The organism is Flavobacterium fluviale, assembly GCF_003312915.1.
Classification (GTDB): Bacteria; Bacteroidota; Bacteroidia; order Flavobacteriales; family Flavobacteriaceae; genus Flavobacterium; species Flavobacterium fluviale.
This window is the reverse complement of the sequence record NZ_CP030261.1, coordinates 868,373-886,339: the sequence shown is the minus strand read 5'-3', so window position 1 is coordinate 886,339 and position 17,967 is coordinate 868,373. Positions and strand designations below refer to the sequence as shown.

Here is a 17,967-nt window from a genome sequence, read left to right as displayed (position 1 = left end):
TGTTATGATAACAAAAAAAGTAAATAATGTTCAGGATGCTATCAAAGGAATAGAAAGCGGTATGACCATCATGTTTGGCGGTTTCGGTTTATGCGGTATCCCTGAAAATACAATTGCAGCTCTAGTAAACACATCCATTTCAGATTTAACTTGTATTTCAAACAATGCAGGTGTCGACGATTTTGGTTTAGGGTTATTATTGCAGAAAAAGCAGATCAAGAAAATGATTTCTTCTTATGTGGGAGAAAACGCTGAGTTCGAACGTCAGATGCTTTCTGGAGAATTAGAAGTTGAACTTACACCTCAGGGAACTTTGGCAGAACGCTGTCGTGCAGCTCAGGCAGGAATTCCTGCGTTCTTTACGCCAGCGGGTTACGGAACCGAAGTTGCTGAAGGAAAAGAAGCGCGCGAATTCAATGGTAAAATGCACATTATGGAAGAAGCTTTCAAAGCCGATTTTTCGATTGTAAAAGCTTGGAAAGGTGATGAAGCTGGAAATCTGATTTTCAAAGGAACAGCCCGAAACTTCAATGCATGTATGGCGGGTGCAGGAAAGATCACAATTGCAGAAGTAGAAGAATTGGTTCCTGTTGGTTCTTTGAACCCAAATGAAATTCATATCCCGGGAATTATGGTGCAGCGAATCTTTCAAGGAGAAAAATTTGAAAAGAGAATCGAGCAGCGCACAGTTAGACAGAGAGCGTAATTAGATAATTAGAAAATGTGATAATTAGATAATTTTAGATTGTACTGAAGCATTATCTAATTATCTAATTTCCAAATTGACACATTCAGTTTATGTTAACAAAAGAAGATATAGCAAAGCGAATTGCGAAAGAGGTAAAAGACCGTTATTTCGTAAATCTAGGAATTGGGATTCCGACTTTGGTTGCAAATTATGTTAGAGAAGATATTGCAGTAGAATTCCAAAGTGAAAATGGAGTTCTCGGAATGGGACCTTTTCCCTTTGCAGGAGAAGAAGACGCCGATATTATTAATGCAGGAAAGCAAACAATCACAACACTTCCAGGTGCAAGTTTTTTTGATTCGGCTTTTAGTTTCGGAATGATTCGAAGCCAGAAAGTAGATTTGACAATTCTAGGCGCAATGGAAGTATCTGAAAACGGAGATATTGCCAACTGGAAGATTCCAGGAAAAATGGTGAAAGGAATGGGAGGCGCGATGGATTTGGTGGCTTCCGCCGAAAATATCATCGTTGCCATGATGCACGTAAACAAAGCAGGAGAGTCGAAAATCTTAAAAAGATGCACTTTGCCATTAACAGGCGTAGGATGTGTTAAAAAGGTCGTAACTGAGCTTGCAGTACTCGAAGTGACCGAAAAAGGTTTTAAACTCTTAGAACGCGCGCCAGGTGTCTCAGTCGAGCACATCATCACATCTACAGAAGCCGATTTGATTATTGAGGGAGAAATTCCTGAAATGATTATTTAATTTTAGGTTCAAAGGAGCAAAGGTTCAAAGGTTCAAAGGTTCAAAGGGACAAAATTATATAAATAAAAAAAACCGCTATCAAGCGGTTTTTTTTATGCTAGTAAATCTCTGAACCTTTGTCCCTTTGAACCTTTGTCCCTCTCAAAAAAAGCTATTGCAAATTAAATGAAGCTCCTAAACTAAAAGTCGCTTGATTATTTAAATGATAAAAAGGATCATTGTTTGTGCCGTATTTTGCAATTGGGAATCCAATTTCTGTGAAAACACCAAATCCGTCAGTAAAGAAATAACGGCCGCCAACATGAGCTCCGAAATTATGTAAACCTAAACTTAGCCCAGGGTAAACGTCTAATTGTTCTACACCAATTACACTAGATAAATTAGCATTAATTCTTGCTTTCGCATCAAAGCGATCACCGAAATCTGGTTTTTCATCAGTATAAGCAACAGTACTTCCGTGGTAAAAACCGTTAAAATTATCAACTCCTAATAAATAGTTTGCAACAAAACCAAAAGAGAAATTTTCTCCTAAACCAAAATCAATAGATCCCTGAATTCCAGAACCACCATCTTGAAGATTAGCACCAACGTTTACTCTAGTGTCACCTTTACCAGTGAAGGCTTGCTGCGCATTAATAAATCCGAATGATACTAAAAACAAGAGTGTAATAACCTTTTTCATAAAATTTTAAATATTAATTATTTTGAGTGGCAAAAATAAATTTTAAATAAATTAATTCCTACCTTTTTCGTTAAAATAGAGTTCGTTCAATGGCTCGCTTTGCCAGTATTCTTTGGTGTCGACATTCAAAATGGTCAGCGGACCTCGAAAGGCTGCCCCAGTATCGACATTCCAGACACAAGCTTTGTTTACAGGAACGGTTTTTCCTATTCGTGTAACAGGAGTATGCCCTATGTAAACTTCTTTATAAACGCTAAATCTTTTCGGATAGTTTAAATCGTCTTCTTTTAATTTTGGGTCTAATGAAAGAGCCGTTTCCCAAAGGGTTCTGTCCCAGTAGAAAAGCTTAGAAAAATATTCCCATTTCACACCATTCAAATTGGTAAATCCAGCGTGGACAAATAAACGATTTTGATCGTCGAGATAATAATCCTGAAGATTTTCTAAAAATTCGATATGTGCTCTCTTTTTATCGGAAGAAATTTTAGCATAACCTTCAACCGTTGCTTTCCCGCCATGTTTGTACCACATTTCTTCATCAAAATCATCATGTCTGTTTTCCAGCCAGTCCAATGCCAGCTGATCATGATTTCCTCTTATGCAGATGCATTTTTGCTTAGTTTTTAAATCAATCAAATAGTCGATTACTTCAACCGACTGACTCCAGCCGTCAACATAATCGCCCAAAAAAATTAGTGTATCTTCTGTAGTAACTTCGGCTCTTTGCATCACTTGTTCAAGTGCAAGTAATCCGCCGTGAATGTCACCTATAACAAATGTTCGCATTATTTAATTTTTCGAGTAGAAGAACAAAAATAGAAAGAATAATTGGTTTGAACTCATCGAATCTATATTCTTTAAAGATTGATATTATTTATAACTATTTGAAGCACTTTTTTATTGCTTTACTTTTTAAATTTGTGGCATGTCTGAAACACCAATATATCGCAAAATTATTCACATCGATATGGATGCTTTTTACGCATCGGTCGAGCAGATGGATAATCCCGAATTGCGAGGCAAACCTGTTGCAGTCGGCGGATCAGAAAATAGGGGAGTGGTTTCGGCTGCAAGTTATGAAGCGCGAAAATTTGGTGTTCGAAGTGCCATAAGTGGCGTTTTGGCTAAAAAATATTGTCCAGAAATTATTTTTGTGCGCCCTAGATTTGACCGTTATAAAGAGATTTCATCCAAAATTCATAAAATATTCAACGATTACACCGATTTGGTTGAACCTCTTTCGCTTGACGAAGCTTATTTGGATGTTACCCAAAATAAAAAAGGAAATCCGAGTGCAAGTTTATTGGCACAGGAAATCCGGTTAAGAATTTTTAATGAAGTTGGGTTAACAGCTTCTGCGGGAATTTCGGTCAATAAATTTGTGGCTAAAATTGCGAGTGATTATAATAAGCCAAACGGACAAAAGACGGTAAATCCGGATGAAGTTGAAGCTTTTTTGGAAGAACTGCCCATTCGTAAGTTCTACGGAGTTGGAAAAGTGACAACAGAAAAAATGTATCAGCTTGGAATTTTTACGGGAACTGATCTGAAAAGCAAATCGCTGGAATTTTTGGAGAAACATTTCGGGAAATCTGGAGCTTTTTATTACAATGTCGTTCGCGGTATTCATAACAGCGAAGTAAAATCATCCCGAATTACCAAATCTGTTGCGGCAGAACATACTTTTGATGTAAATCTTTCTTCGGAAATCTTTATGATGGAACAATTGGAACGAATTGCAGTTTCACTAGAAAAGCGTTTGAAAAAACATAATATTTCAGGTAAAACGATTACTCTGAAAATTAAATACAGCGATTTTACGCAGCAGACAAGAAGTAAAACAATCCCATATTTTATTGCTGATAAAAGCTTGATTATGGAAAACGTAGAAGAGTTATTGTATCAGGAAAAAATGAAAGATTCCGTACGGCTGCTCGGAATTTCCCTGAGTAATTTGAATACGGAAATTAAAAAAGCTGTTGTGGTTCAGCTAAAGTTTACTTTTTAGTAATCACTTTTAAGCTTATATTAATATAATACTGTAAGCCTATACAGGAGTTTTTATTTATCTTTGATAAAGATTTGTTGATGATCTAAATCATTTTTTATGAAAAACACAGGCTCTGATGATTTTTTGCAACGAAATTCAGTTCCAATTTTAGCTTGGGATTTTCACTATGAATATCTAAACGAGCTAAAAGCACTGACTACAGATTTGGAGAAAGTAAATCAAATTTCAAATCAATATACTTGGAACGAAGAAAAGCTCAATATTCAAGAAAGAATTAAAGAAGAAGTAGTTGTAGTTACGGATCTGGATTTTAAAATAGTTTTCGCTTCAAGCGGTATCAAAAAAATGACAGGCTATAAACAAGAAGAAATTTTGGGTCAATCACCAAAAATGTTTCAAGGTCCTGCCACTTCTAAAAAGGATTTAAAAGAAATTAGAGAAGCCTTAAAAAAGAAGATTCCTTTTGAAAAAACACTCGAAAACTATAGAAAAAACGGAAAAACTTATAGATGTAAAATAGATGCTTTCCCAGTTTTTAATTTAAATGGCGAAGTATCTCATTTTATTGCTTTTGAAAAACAGGATTTAAGTGCTTGATTTGCCGCTAAGGCGCTATGGCACAAAGTTGCTAAATAAAAAAACCGCTATTAGCGGTTTTTTTATTACTTAATATATAATCTACAACTTAGTGTCTTAGCGCCTTCGCGGCAAAAAAAAGTTATAAGTTTGCAAAAAAGTCATTTCCTTTATCATCGGTAATAATGAATGCAGGGAAATCTTTAACGGTGATTTTACGAACAGCTTCCATTCCTAATTCTTCAAAATCAACCACTTCAACTTTTAAGATATTATCTTGTGCCAGAATTGCCGCAGGCCCTCCAATAGAACCTAAATAGAATCCGCCGTATTTGCCGCAGGCATCAGTAACTTGTTTAGTACGGTTTCCTTTTGCCAGCATAATCATACTTCCGCCATTTTTTTGGAATTCATCCACATAAACGTCCATACGTCCAGCAGTTGTTGGTCCGAAACTTCCAGAAGCCATTCCGTCTGGCGTTTTTGCAGGACCGGCATAATAAACAGGATGGTTTTTGAAATATTCCGGCATTGGTTTTCCAGCGTCCAGTAATTCTTTGATTTTTGCATGGGCAATATCTCGGGCAACAATAACAGTTCCGTTTAATTTTAAACGCGTTTTAACTGGGTATTGAGATAATTTTGCCAAGATATCTGCCATTGGCTGATCTAAATCAATTTCTACTGGCGCTTCTAAATGTGGAGCCGTTTCTGGTAAAAATTGTTTCGGATTTACTTCTAATTGCTCCACAAAAATTCCTTCTTTGGTAATTTTGCCTTTAATATTTCTATCGGCAGAACAAGAAACTCCTAATCCAACAGGGCAGGAAGCTGCATGGCGCGGTAAACGAATTACACGAACGTCGTGAGTGAAATATTTTCCTCCAAACTGAGCGCCAATTGCACTTTCCTGACAGATTTTCTGAACACGTTCTTCCCACTCAAAATCACGGAAAGCCTGTCCAGACATATTTCCTGAAGTTGGAAGATTATCATAATATCCTGCAGATGCTTTTTTAACAGCACTTAAGTTAGCTTCTGCAGAAGTGCCGCCAATAACCAAAGCTAAGTGGTATGGAGGACAGGCAGAAGTTCCTAAATCTTTAATTTTTGTTCGGATGAATTCATCTAACGACTTTTCATTCAACAAAGATTTTGTCTGCTGGTATAAATAAGTTTTGTTTGCAGATCCTCCTCCTTTTGCCATAAACAAGAATTCGTAAGAAGTTCCTTTTTTAGCATAAATATCAATTTGAGCCGGAAGATTGGAACCTGAATTCTTTTCTTCAAACATCGAAATAGGCACAATCTGCGAATAACGTAAATTTCTTTTTTGGTACGTATTAAAAATTCCTCGGCTTAACCATTCTGCGTCATCAACACCAGTAAAAATGCTTTCGCCTTTTTTGGCCATTACAATTGCAGTTCCAGTATCTTGACAGCTTGGTAACTGACCTTCGGCGGCAACAGATGCATTTTGAAGTAAATTGTATGCCACAAAACGGTCGTTATCTGTAGCTTCTGGATCATCAAGAATTTTTCTTAGTTTTTGCAAATGGCTCGTTCTAAGCATAAACGAAACATCTGTCAAAGCTTCTTCAGCCAATAATTCTAAACCTTTTGGATCAACGGTTAAAACTTCACGTTCTCCAAATTGTTCCACTTTCACAAAATCTGAGGTGATTTTGCGGTACTGCGTATCATCCTTTAAGATCGGATAAGGATCTTGGTATATAAAATCAATCATTGTTTTGTTTTTTGACAAATTTAGAAATTATTTACCTAAGAAAGAATTTGAATAAGACTTCTGAACACTTTTGCTATTGACTGTTAAATTGATCGAAAGTCATCTTTTTTTCGAAATATGCTTTATCCTTTGCAGATAACAATCTTTTGCTCCATTGAGTTCCTTTTATTTCAAAAGAGATTGAATCTGAGTGTGTAAGGATTCCCATGTCAAGGTTCTCATCTTCATCTGCAGGTGTAAATGCAACAGTTTTGCAATAAAAGGATTTCGGGTCAGCATTTTTAGAAGGGTTTGCAATTTCTACCCAGCTTCCCCAGCCGCTGTCTGACATTGTTTTCCACTGATGCACTAATTGTAAAGTGTTGTTTTTTAGGTAATATAAATAATTATCATGGGTATAACCGCATGCAGGATATCCGACTGAGATTTGTATAAATGGAGAATCTTTTGATGTTTCCGATGTCAATCCATAAGAAGCCACCCAGTCAGATCCATTATCAAAACTGTTAATCACAATTTTTGATGATGCTGTTTTCTTTTTATTTTGATAAAAATCTAATCTAAATTTAACCGAAACAATACTGTCTTCATCTACTTTTTTTTCTATCAGATTAGCCAGAATATAGTCTTTAGACGATTGTTCTTCGTTTACATAGATCGCTACAGTATCTGTTTTAATAACTTTGTCGTCTGCAGAATCCTCTGATTCAATTGAAATCTCTTGAATTTCTGCTAATGCTGCAATTGCTTCTGTTTCTGTAGATTTTGTGTTTTGGCATCCGATCAAAAGGATTGAAAAAAGAAGAAGTGGTATTTTCATGGGGATTGATTAATATTACTATTCTAGTGATAAAACTAAAAGTTTCTTTTTTTGATAAAGTTCTGCTAAAGATATTTTTTCTCCGTTAAGGTAGAAAAGCTGGTTTTCAAATTTTACTTCATACGGATCAATCAAAAAGCAGTAATTATCACGATCATTTAAAACGCTGAGATTATCATAATTCAATTCTACAATTTTGACATATTTGATGATATTGAGTTTATGAACTTCTTCTAAGGTTACCGGAGTGCTTTCATCATATCTAAAAAAGAATTTTTCACCGCCGCCAGGCATTCCAAACCAAGGCATCGCTTTTCCAGAAACAAGATCGATATAATCGGGAGCTTTATTGATAACGAATAATTTTTGATCCATAGTTTCAAAAAATTCGGGAAGAGATTTGTTTTCAAAAGCTTCTTTCTCTTTCCAAAAATATATTCCCTGATTTTGCCAAGATGGATTTTGAAGATCTTTTAGAGTATTCGCATCGGTATAGTGCATATACAATTCACGAGGCATAAAAGTCAAGATAGAATCGTTTATGAGCCAGTCAATTTTATTGGGTTCGAAACTATTTGTTTCAGGCGCGGCATTTTCAAGAGGCTGCGCTTCTTCAGTAAATTGAATCGGTTCTGCAGGCTGCGTCTGTTCAAAAATTTCAGTTTCCTTTTTTTTATTAAAAAACCATTTAAACATATTGGGGGATATTTAATTGTTTTAATATTTGAAGCCCTAAAGTATGAAATTCTCTTAGCTTTTTACAGAAAAAGAAAAAAAGAAGGCTAGAATTATAAAAACGAATAATCTATTGCCTTCTTTTTTAAATATTTAAATAGTGATTTTTTTATGTTTTAAAAGAACCAAGTTGCAACAAAAATAGCTGTGATAACACAAATTAAGTCTACCAAAAGCATTGTTCCTAACGCATAACGGGTATTTTTGATGTTTACAGAACCAAAATAAACAGCAATTACATAAAACGTACTTTCTGCACTGCATTGAAAAATACTGCTCAATCTAGCTGTTAAAGAATCGGCCCCGAAGGTGTTCATCGAATCGATTAAGAAACCTCTTGATCCCGCCGAACTAAACGGACGCAGCATTGCAACAGGAAGTGCATTTGTAATTTCTTTGCTTACGCCTAAATTCGAAAAGATAAATCCGATTCCGTCACTTATAATTTCGAATAATCCGCTGTTTCTGAACAATGAAATTGCGACTAACATTCCTAATACATAAGGAAAAATAGTAACTCCTGTTTTAACTCCGTTATTCGCTCCAACTACAAAAGTGTCGAAAACAGTTGTGTTTGCATCTTTAAATTTTTGTTCGTTTAAAAATGAAAAAATCAGCGTAAAAGCAATAATCGCCAAAAGTATTAATCCTGAAAGGTTAGAAGTGAAATAATTTTTTCCGATTAAATCTAAGTGATTCACGTACATTAATAAACCAACAATTGCAGCGATTAAACCCATCAAACCAATTAAAAGCGAAGCACTTTTGAAGTTGATTTTTTGTTTGATTCCGACAATTAAGAAAGCGGCAATGGTACCAATGAATGAAGTAATGATACAAGGAAGCATTACATCAGCAGGATTTGTGGCATTTGCAGCCGCGCGGTAACCAATGATTGAAGTTGCAATTAAAGTTAAACCAGACGCGTGAAGGCACATAAACATAATTTGTGCATCGCTCGCTTTGTCTTTATCGGGGTTAATTTCCTGCAAACTTTCCATGGCTTTTAGTCCAAACGGAGTTGCAGCCGAATCTAATCCTAAGAAATTGGCAGCAAAGTTTAAAGTCATGTATGAAATCGAGGGGTGATTTTTAGGGATACTCGGGAAAACTTTTACAAATACCGGGCTCAATCCTTTTGCCAATTTTCCAGAAGCCCCTGAAATAATTAAAAGTTCCATTAATCCGCAGAAAAAAGCGAGATAGGCGATAAGCGGTAAAATCAAATCGACTAAAGTGCTTTTACAAGTCGGCAGTAATCCATCAGATTTCTGAAGACCGCTAAAAATTTTTACGGTTTTGTTTTTATAAACGTAAGTCGAGTCGGCATTCAGCGTATCTCGATTGATAATCATAGTTTGATCCGGCGCTTTTTGAATACTATCTTTGATAAAAGCAGGAAGTTCGTCAATATATTTTTCAGAGACTAAAACAGGATCGTCTTTCTTTCCATTTAAAACAGAATCAATAGTATAAGTATTGGCCGTAAACAAACTGACTACAATAAAAACAATCGAAGAAATAAAAATCGTTAACCAAAATCTACTTAATACCATAATTACATTTTTTTGTAAATGTAATTATTTAGCAATAAAATGCATAAATTTTTCTTTAGATGTCGCTTCTTGTCGCTAAAGATTTAAACGTTGAATGCATTTAGGATACAAATTATGCTACTACAGCTAAATCAAAGTTTAAATTTTATTCAATCACAATTTTGGTTTCCAGATAATTTTCGAAAGATTTAATTCCTTTAAACAGCATTTCCTTTTTCGAAATTTTTATTGCATTAAAAAACAGCGTTTCTATTTTGACGTGATCTTTTTTAATGGTTCTTTTCCACGTTCCAATAACTTGTCCGTTTTCTAAAATTGTGGGTTTAAAAATGCCATTATTGGTAAAAACTTTCTGTTGATGTTCTATTGGTAATGATGCTTCTCGATTTTTATACGAAATTAAAAACTCATCAAAACCAGCGAGAAAATGTACGCTTTCTCGAGAAGATAATGTTTTAGTATGATCTTTTTTAAACCAATATTGTTGATTATCAATAGTAATGTAATTCAATTGCAACGTTATTGCGTTAATAATTGAATTGCAAACTGTACTGGAAAAACCTGACCATTTAGAAAAATCAGCCAAAGTAGCAGGACCGCGGCTTTCAAAATAGCGCTGCATTAATTTTGCCAAACCTTCTTCCTGTGTTAATCTGGTTTTTGGTTTAGAGACTCTTTCTTCAAGCAGTGCATAAGTAATTTGCCTGCCCTTCATTTTACCATTGCATACTACACCTGAAAGTTCAGCATTCATCATAATTACGGCTGTCATAAAATCCAGGCTTGAAGTTTTTTTAATATTGAGCTCCTGCATTATTTCTTCACGTGTGAGATGATTATTTCCTGCCAATATTTTTTGAAGAGATGAATTAAAGGTATCCAGTTTTTTTTGATCTAAACCATATTTTACAGCTGCGGGAAAGATAATTTTTTGTACCTGTGGTCCAGAAATGTCCAGCATCCAATAAATATCAGCAGCTGCAACTAAATGCCAGGTAGGACGCAGAATATGTGTTCTAATAATTTTTCCAGAATTTACAGCCTCTTCAATTTCTCTTTCTGTGGATTGGCATCGAGAACCAACTGCCCATTTTGCCATAGCATAATCCTGAGCCTGCATAGCGCCTAAATGCTGAACAATTTCTTGCGGTGAAAGAGTACTTGACTGATCCAGTTGCTGCGAAACAAGCCGATGATGTGAAATTTCAGAATAAGTCATTTCAAAAAAATTAAAGTTATAATCTTCAACCTTTGCATCTTTGCGACTTTGAACCTTTGCCACTCAAAGAAAAACTACACATGTATAATTTCTTCTTCAATCAAAAGATCTTCTCTGCGCAAACGAAGAAAAATCTGTGCAACGGCAATGGTGTCTTTTTCGCAATAAGTTACAATTCTATCAATATCTTTCTCTACATAATAAACATGGGCAACTTGACTTCCATCAATATCACCTTTTGGAGATGGCACTCCAAGAATTTTAGTCAGTAGTTTTAAAGAAGTAAAATGCTTATAATCGCCAAACTTCCATAGTTCTAAAGTATCAAGATGCGGAATTTCCCAAGGTTTCTTTCCAAACAGGTTCAATTTATCGGGAATTGGCATTTGGTTGATAATCATCCTTCGTGCGATAAACGGAATGTCAAATTCTTTTGAATTATGTCCGCACAAAAGATGCTGTGGCTGATTAAAATGATTATTGATCAAATTAGAAAAGTCTTTCAAAATCTTCTTTTCTTCACCAAAGAACGAAGTCACCCTAAAGTTTCGAATATCACCTTTAATGGTGAAATAACCCACAGAGATACAGATAATTTTTCCAAATTCTGCCCAGATTCCCGCACGTTCGTAAAATTCTTCTGGAGAAAATTCATCTTTTCGCTGATATTGCGTTTTCAAATCCCAGAGAGACTGCATTTCAGCGTCGAGCGAATCGAAGTTTTCTTCTTCTGGAACGGTTTCTATATCAAGAAATAAAATGTTGTTAAGGTTTATTTTTTCAATCATTTTGACACTTCTTAGATATTTAGATAGTTAGACTTTAGATTTAGTATTGAAACTTTTACAAATATGCGTAAAATTCTTACGATAAAAAAACACTAAAACAAGCTTTGCTGTTGAGAAGGACTTTCATGTTCCAAAAGCCATTTCTTGCGGGACAATCCGCCGGCGTATCCTGTTAACGATCCATTTGTTCCAATCACACGGTGACAGGGAACAACAATCCATAACGGATTTTTACCATTTGCCGAAGCTACAGCGCGAATCGCTTTTACATCGCCCAATTTTTTGGTTTGATCCATATAACTTACCGTTTTTCCAAATGGAATTTCCAATAATGATTTCCAGACTTTCTGCTGAAATTCGGTTCCTTTTGGGTTTAGTTTCAGATCAAAATTCGTTCTTTTCCCTTGGAAATACTCATTTAACTGAAATACGGCGTCTTGTAAAACTTCTGGAATTTCTTTTGAAACTTCATTTGAACCTACATCAGAAACTGAAATTACAGCAATGCCATTTTCATCGCCAATAATTTTGGTGATTCCTAAAGGTGAATTGATGTAAACTGTTTCCATTTTTTAACCGTAAAGGCGCTTAGGTTTATCGCAAAGTTCGCAAAGTTTTTTTAAACCTTAAATCATATAAGTTAAATATTGGAAGATTTTACCAGCCTCCGCCTCCGCCTCCGCCTCCGCCGCCGCCAGAGCTTCCTCCTCCAGAACTTGCGCTGCTCGAACTGCTTGAGAAAGTACGATAACTATTTCTAAAATTTGTAACTATTTTTAGAGTAAAACCAGAAGAACTGTCGGTTGTTTTTATCCAGTTAGTTTTATAATTTAATCTTTTTAAAACGTCTAAGAATTTTAAATTCCACTCTTCCTCAATTCCCATTGCAAAGGCGTATGGAAGAATTTCTTCGTAAATTGAAATAGTTTGATTATTTTCTTCAGGTTTATAATCCAGTAATTCCTGTTTCCATCTTTCGATTTGAAATTTGGTCTCGGTACCCAATTTAGTATATTTACCAATGATGCTTAAATAAAGAAAAAAACCTGAAATGATAAGAAAGATCACAGATAAATCTAAAACGGAATAAATCTGATCGGCACTTGGTTTGACAACTAAACCGAAAAAAAATGCACCTACAAGTAAGAAAAAAAAGAAGCAAATAGCAGCTGTAGAAAAATCTCTATTAATGATATTTTTTACTAAACCTCTAAGAAACAAAACCAAAAGAATAAAAAATAGGCAGGAGAAAATACCTGACCATAAGATTATTCCTTTAGCAATGTGAGAATAAAGTAGTATTGCAGGTATTGTAATAAGGAAACCAAGTAAAATTTGATTCCAATTTCCCAAATAGTAGTCTTTTAGATTATATGTTTTTTCTAGTGATTTACTAAGTGCAAGCTCTGCCTTATTGATGATTATGCGCGCTTTTGAGTCAAGTGCAAAAGAATCATTTTCCAGAAATAGATTGTTTAAAACGACTTCATTTTCTTGATCTAAATTTTGAACTTCTTTTCCTTTTTTAATTGAATACTCAAATCCATCCTCCCAGCTTTGTTTTCCGTTATCGGTAATTTCTATTGCACCTTTAATAGAGAGATCTATAATGCTGGCTAAAATATTTTGTTCGCCAACAGCACTATCCTTGATATATCTTAATGCTGGTGCCGAATACAGTTTTTTTAAGTCAATGATTTTGCGATTTTTTTCAAGTATAGGATCTTCGCCATATTTTTTCCAAGAATAATAATAAAAGCCAAAACAGATTAAAAGAGTCAATAAAGCAGTAAATATCCTCTCGGAAGAAAGAAATTCTTCCATTTTGTAATGGGGAAGAAAGAATGGCTGATCAACTATTCCTTTTGGAAAACCAGCAGCAATGGTAAATCCTTCTTTTCGTTTTAAATTTTTAGAAGTGAAATACACAAAATTATCATCTATTTTAGCATTGCAATCGTTTGCCTTTGAACCCAAAAGACCTGTATAACAATAGGTTTGAAATGCCTTTGCTGATTTCGGAAGAATGACTCTAGCGCTAACATTTTCAATATCAAATTCCCAATAATTCCCAGTCACATTCCAGTAAACTTCATCAAATTCATCATAAGAATGTATTTGGGCTTCTACTTCGTAAGTTATTTTATAGGTATAAATTCCAGTTGGCAGATATACTTTTTTACTGCCGATATAAATGGACATCGAATCGCCATTTCCAGTGATATGATATGGTTCTTTAAAACCATTTTTTGTGATATCTAAAATAGTATAATAATTATTTTTAGAAACTTTTGGAGAGTCGCTTCTCATCGGCAAGTCCCTGTAAATACCGTGATTTATTTTTCCGCCATTAGCATATACTTTGATGATTTCGGTAATAATCAGATTTCCATTTTCCTTTATTAGAACATCAGCATGAAATTGTTTTATTTTTTCAAGTTCATTAATAGAATCGTTTTGGCAGTAACCTTGGAAAAAAGAAAGTAATAAGGTGCTGGTAAAGAGTAGAAATTGTAATCGTTTTATCATAAAAGCAGCGGTTTTTGGGAACGGAAAAGTAGTAATTTTTTGGTCTAAACCATGTAAGTAATTTTAGGGAATTTAAATTTGTAAAAGATTGTCATCCTCAGCGAATTCCAAGGCTTACCAAAGAGGAAAGGGCTTCGACTTCGCTCAGCCTGACATTCGAGTTTAATATTCTTCTAAATCAAACTTATAGTTTAAAATAGTTTCGATTTTTTTACTAGAAATTACCTTTTTCATATTCGACTTTTCGGAGTTGAATTTCGGCAAAACTAAGTTTCGTTCTTTTGCTTTTTGAGTGTAATATTCTTCTCTTGTTGGATGAAAAGGAGCAGTCGCATTAAAAACTTCATTCCATTTGGACTGCTTTATGATTTCTTCTATGATCGAAATGCAGTCATTTTGGTGAATTAAATTTACTGGCGCATCTGGATTTTCTAGGTTTTCTTTTCCAGTTAGAAACTTAACTGGATGACGGTCTTCACCGATTAAGCCGCCGAAACGTAGAATTGTAGTTTCGAAGTTTTGATTTTTCTGAAGAATTTCTTCTGTTAAAAGTAATTGTCTGCCACTTTCTGTGTCGGGATTTGCGATGGTTTCTTCTGTGATCCATTCGTTATCATCTCCATAAACAGAAGTTGAACTTACAAAAAGTACTTTTGAAACGCTTGATTTTTCTATAAACGGAATTAGATTTTGTATTTTTTTTACAAATGTCATTTCGAGCGAAGTCGAGAAATCTTGATTTCCTCTCAATTTTGGCGGAATATCAATAATTAAGATTTCGCTTTCTGCTAAAAAAGTATCAATATTTTCAGAAATACTTTCTCTTTCAAGCGTAACTAAAAACGGATTTATTCCAGCATCTTCTAAAATAGAAAGTTTATCCTCAGAAGTTGTTGATCCTTTTACTGAATTTCCGTTTAGGATCAGTCTTTTGGCTAGAGGAAATCCAAGCCATCCACAGCCTAGTATGCTTATTTGTTTCATTTTTTGAGGTAAAGGTATAAAGGTAAAAAGGTTTTTTAGTGGAGATCTTGGATTGAAGTAAAAATTAACAAAGAAAAAAGGCAGATTTTAAATCTGCCTTATATTCTATTCTGGTACTGCGACTGGTTTTATACTGTCTTTTGACACAGCCAAACTATCTTGAACCACAACAGGTTCGATTGGTTTTACTGGCGCGACATATCGTTTTATTTTCTGATGTATTAAGATTGCATCGTTTAAAACAAAAGGAGTCGGCATCATCCAGTTTTCTCTCGGTTTAACATTCAATAATGGATTACTCATTAAGTCAAAAGAGCTTTCGATCAAATCCATATCAAAAATAGACGCTTTATTGATGTAGAAATCCATTTCGAGTGGTTCGTTGCCTACGACATAGTAGCATAAAATTTTACTGTCTTCTCTTTGCAAGCGGTTTCCTTTCTCGCCTGAAGTAGAAACGCCGTTTGCTTTAAAGTTGTAAAATGTCATTTTTGGATTGGCGTAAATATCGTAACGATTTACTTTTCTATTCGGAGTAATCTTGATTTTCAAATATCTATTGTTTCCAATAACGCTGTCTCTCAAAAACTGAATCGTCGGTTTTGGAAGATCGACAACTGGAGCGACTGCACTATATGTAAAAGTAGTATTGTATTTACTAGTCAGCGGTAGTGTATTTAAACCAACCGCTTTTTGATTTTTATCGCCTAAGTATGATTTGGTCCAATCGTCTAAGTTTTTGTCGTAAGTGCTCCAAACGGCAGAATTGTTATCAGCATTATAAACGTATAATAAGCTGTTCGATTTTGCTTTTCCATATTCATAACCAGAATGATATCCGGCGTAAATAAAGAAAGAAATAGAGGCTAAGAAGAAAATAACGGTCCAAATACCCTTTCTAGCAAAATTTCCGAAGATTGGCAATAACAATCCAAATAACAAAACAGTTAATATGGCGCTTCCAAATAGAATTTTAAGTCCTAAACCAATTGGAAACATTACGATAAACGGAGCAACGATTGCCAAAGCAGGAATGCTGAAAATTAAGTTTACACCTAAACTGTAATGCTGCGTAAAGACAAATATTCCAAATAAAAGTATTCCGAAATAAACAGGAATGATTAAAAAACCTGCACCTGTAAGACTGTTTGCCAAATAAGCGTTAATGATAATCCAAAGCAGCAATGGAGCCACAAAGTGATTCATTGTAATTTTGGCTTCAGAAAAATGGTGGTAAAATGCAAAACAAATGGCAATGCTTAAGGTTACAAATGCTCCTATGTATGCATGTCCGTTGTAGGTAAAGCCATTTAATAGATCAGAATATTGAGGATAAATTTCAAGTATAAGTTTCCATCCTAAAAAAGTAACTAAACCTGCTATAATTAGTGAGCCCAAAAGCGGTACAAATCCTCTGAATACTTCTCTAAAAGAGATAATTCTTTTTACTTTTCCAATGAAAATGAACAAAGCTAATAAGCCCAAAGCAATTAACGTCATTGGCATTACCCAGTTAAACGGATAACTGATAAATGAAAATGGCGCACTGAAATAAACGTTATCTTCTGTAGACTCTGTCTGATCTAAATCAATGTTAGATAAGTATTTTATCAAAGGCATTATATAAGTGCCCTGATGTGCCAATGTTGTTTTATTTAAATGCTGCACATCATCTTGCTGCGTGTGATAGTTGAAATGACCGTCAATAAAAGCAAAGTTGAATCCTTGAATATTTCCTTGTTCTCTAAAAACAGTTAAATCGGTATCATTTGGAAGCATTTTGTAAATGCTGTACATCAATGAATTTGAAACGGGATGAGAAGTTTTGGCTTTCGTAAATGCTTCCACCAAAGCTTGGTTTCCTTTATTCGTCTCCATTAGCATGTAACTAGGTCCAGAAGTGCCTCGAGCTTCAAAATTTAAAACGATACCAACATCTTTTGCCCAAGGATGCTGATTTACAAATAAAGCAGCTCCATTTAATCCTAACTCCTCTGCATCAGAGAATAATATGATAATATCGTTTTTTTGAGGATGTTTTGAATATAAAAAGGCACGAACTCCTTCTAAAATTGTGGCAACTCCAGAAGCGTCGTCACTTGCGCCTTTTGAGAAAGAGTGTGGCGCACTGTCATAATGAGAAAGAAGCAAAAGTGCTTTTGTATTGTTTGTTCCTTTGATTTTGGCCAGAATATTTTTAGATTTTACTAAAAGGCCTTTATTATTTAGAGTAAAACCTTCCTGAACACTTGTTTCTAAGCCTATTCTGTTCAATTCAAGTTTAAGATAATTGGCAACCAGTTCATGATTTGTCGATCCGACATAATGAGGTTTTTGCGCTATAATCTCAACTTGGTTCAAAGCTCTTTCAGTTGAAAATTCCGCAAGTGCTTCATCATCTTTAGAAAGTCCTTGGGGCATCATTGTTGCATATATAATGCCTAATAAAGCTAAGACACAGGTTATGGCTAGAATTGAGGTTTGGTTTTTTCTCATGGTCAATAAATACTAACTATATTTCTTTTTTAACAAGCATAAAATAATCATTGTCCAAGGAACGATAGCCTTGGTCGTACAAGAAATAATATGTATTTCCTGTTTTGGTTTGTAAAATATTGGTAAAGAACTCAAAATCAAAACCTTTGTTTAACATTTTGTCACGCGTTGCTTTCGATTTCCCCTCTGTATTTAACTCTGCCAAAATACGGTAATTTTTGCGTAACTTGTTATTTATATTTCGCATGAAATTCGTACTATCTTTATTTATTTTATTATTGTACGCATTACGGCAGCTGTCTGAGCAGAATTTCTTGTCTTCGCGGCCAACAATTTTAGCTGAACATTCAGGACATGTTTTCATTTGTTTCT

General features: G+C 34.7%; 17 protein-coding genes. 4 read left to right on the top strand and 13 right to left on the bottom strand.

Going from position 1 to position 17,967, the window contains the following annotated elements; all coding sequences use genetic code 11:
* Positions 1–4 precede the first annotated feature (4 nt).
* Together HYN86_RS04050 and HYN86_RS04045 are read left to right on the top strand one after the other, a co-directional pair.
* On the top strand, positions 5–706 hold the full coding sequence (locus HYN86_RS04050; RefSeq protein ID WP_113676888.1) for a CoA transferase subunit A: 702 nt from the start codon (positions 5–7) through the stop codon (positions 704–706).
* A gap of 92 nt (positions 707–798) precedes the next feature.
* Positions 799–1,452 carry a 3-oxoacid CoA-transferase subunit B gene (locus tag HYN86_RS04045; protein WP_113676887.1) on the top strand — a complete coding sequence of 218 codons (654 nt, stop codon included), beginning with the start codon at positions 799–801 and terminating at the stop codon, positions 1,450–1,452.
* 151 nt (positions 1,453–1,603) lie between these two features.
* Here HYN86_RS04045 and HYN86_RS04040 read toward each other — a convergent pair whose 3' ends face one another.
* Complete coding sequence (locus tag HYN86_RS04040; protein ID WP_113676886.1) at positions 1,604–2,134, bottom strand: DUF6646 family protein; 531 nt, start codon at positions 2,132–2,134, stop codon at positions 1,604–1,606.
* 51 nt (positions 2,135–2,185) lie between these two features.
* Complete coding sequence (locus tag HYN86_RS04035) at positions 2,186–2,920, bottom strand: metallophosphoesterase family protein (RefSeq protein ID WP_113676885.1); 735 nt, start codon at positions 2,918–2,920, stop codon at positions 2,186–2,188.
* Between the two features lie 139 nt (positions 2,921–3,059).
* On the opposite strand from HYN86_RS04035, the gene dinB reads away from it, so the two are divergent.
* Together dinB and HYN86_RS04025 are read left to right on the top strand one after the other, a co-directional pair.
* Positions 3,060–4,142, top strand: coding sequence for a DNA polymerase IV (gene dinB, locus HYN86_RS04030; RefSeq protein ID WP_113676884.1), 1,083 nt, complete (start codon positions 3,060–3,062; stop codon positions 4,140–4,142).
* Positions 4,143–4,241: 99 nt separating this feature from the next.
* A complete protein-coding gene (locus tag HYN86_RS04025) occupies positions 4,242–4,742 on the top strand; it encodes a PAS domain-containing protein (RefSeq protein ID WP_113676883.1) in 501 nt (166 codons plus the stop codon).
* 121 nt (positions 4,743–4,863) lie between these two features.
* Here the strand turns inward: HYN86_RS04025 and HYN86_RS04020 are convergent, their stop codons facing one another.
* The 11 genes from HYN86_RS04020 to HYN86_RS03970 form a co-directional block, all read right to left on the bottom strand.
* Complete coding sequence (locus HYN86_RS04020; protein WP_113676882.1) at positions 4,864–6,468, bottom strand: fumarate hydratase; 1,605 nt, start codon at positions 6,466–6,468, stop codon at positions 4,864–4,866.
* A 73-nt stretch (positions 6,469–6,541) separates the two neighbouring features.
* Positions 6,542–7,288, bottom strand: a complete 747-nt coding sequence (locus HYN86_RS04015; RefSeq protein WP_113676881.1) for a hypothetical protein — start codon at positions 7,286–7,288, stop codon at positions 6,542–6,544.
* Positions 7,289–7,306: 18 nt separating this feature from the next.
* The gene (locus HYN86_RS04010) at positions 7,307–7,984 is read right to left on the bottom strand and encodes a hypothetical protein (protein WP_113676880.1); all 678 of its coding nucleotides are present in this window, start codon (positions 7,982–7,984) and stop codon (positions 7,307–7,309) included.
* 155 nt (positions 7,985–8,139) lie between these two features.
* The gene (locus tag HYN86_RS04005) at positions 8,140–9,579 is read right to left on the bottom strand and encodes a nucleoside recognition domain-containing protein (protein WP_113676879.1); all 1,440 of its coding nucleotides are present in this window, start codon (positions 9,577–9,579) and stop codon (positions 8,140–8,142) included.
* Positions 9,580–9,724: 145 nt separating this feature from the next.
* Complete coding sequence (locus tag HYN86_RS04000) at positions 9,725–10,798, bottom strand: winged helix DNA-binding domain-containing protein (protein ID WP_113679845.1); 1,074 nt, start codon at positions 10,796–10,798, stop codon at positions 9,725–9,727.
* A gap of 74 nt (positions 10,799–10,872) precedes the next feature.
* The gene (locus tag HYN86_RS03995) at positions 10,873–11,586 is read right to left on the bottom strand and encodes a 3'-5' exonuclease (RefSeq protein WP_113676878.1); all 714 of its coding nucleotides are present in this window, start codon (positions 11,584–11,586) and stop codon (positions 10,873–10,875) included.
* Between the two features lie 92 nt (positions 11,587–11,678).
* A complete protein-coding gene (locus HYN86_RS03990; RefSeq protein WP_113676877.1) occupies positions 11,679–12,155 on the bottom strand; it encodes a methylated-DNA--[protein]-cysteine S-methyltransferase in 477 nt (158 codons plus the stop codon).
* An 88-nt stretch (positions 12,156–12,243) separates the two neighbouring features.
* Entirely contained in the window at positions 12,244–14,115 is a 1,872-nt protein-coding gene (locus tag HYN86_RS03985) for a DUF2207 domain-containing protein (RefSeq protein ID WP_113676876.1), read from the bottom strand.
* 162 nt (positions 14,116–14,277) lie between these two features.
* Positions 14,278–15,099, bottom strand: a complete 822-nt coding sequence (locus tag HYN86_RS03980) for an SDR family oxidoreductase (RefSeq protein WP_113676875.1) — start codon at positions 15,097–15,099, stop codon at positions 14,278–14,280.
* A gap of 105 nt (positions 15,100–15,204) precedes the next feature.
* Positions 15,205–17,595: a M28 family peptidase gene (locus HYN86_RS03975; protein ID WP_230406426.1), complete on the bottom strand. Its 2,391-nt coding sequence runs from the start codon at positions 17,593–17,595 to the stop codon at positions 15,205–15,207.
* Between the two features lie 16 nt (positions 17,596–17,611).
* A complete protein-coding gene (locus tag HYN86_RS03970) occupies positions 17,612–17,959 on the bottom strand; it encodes a hypothetical protein (RefSeq protein WP_095952963.1) in 348 nt (115 codons plus the stop codon).
* Positions 17,960–17,967: the final 8 nt, after the last annotated feature.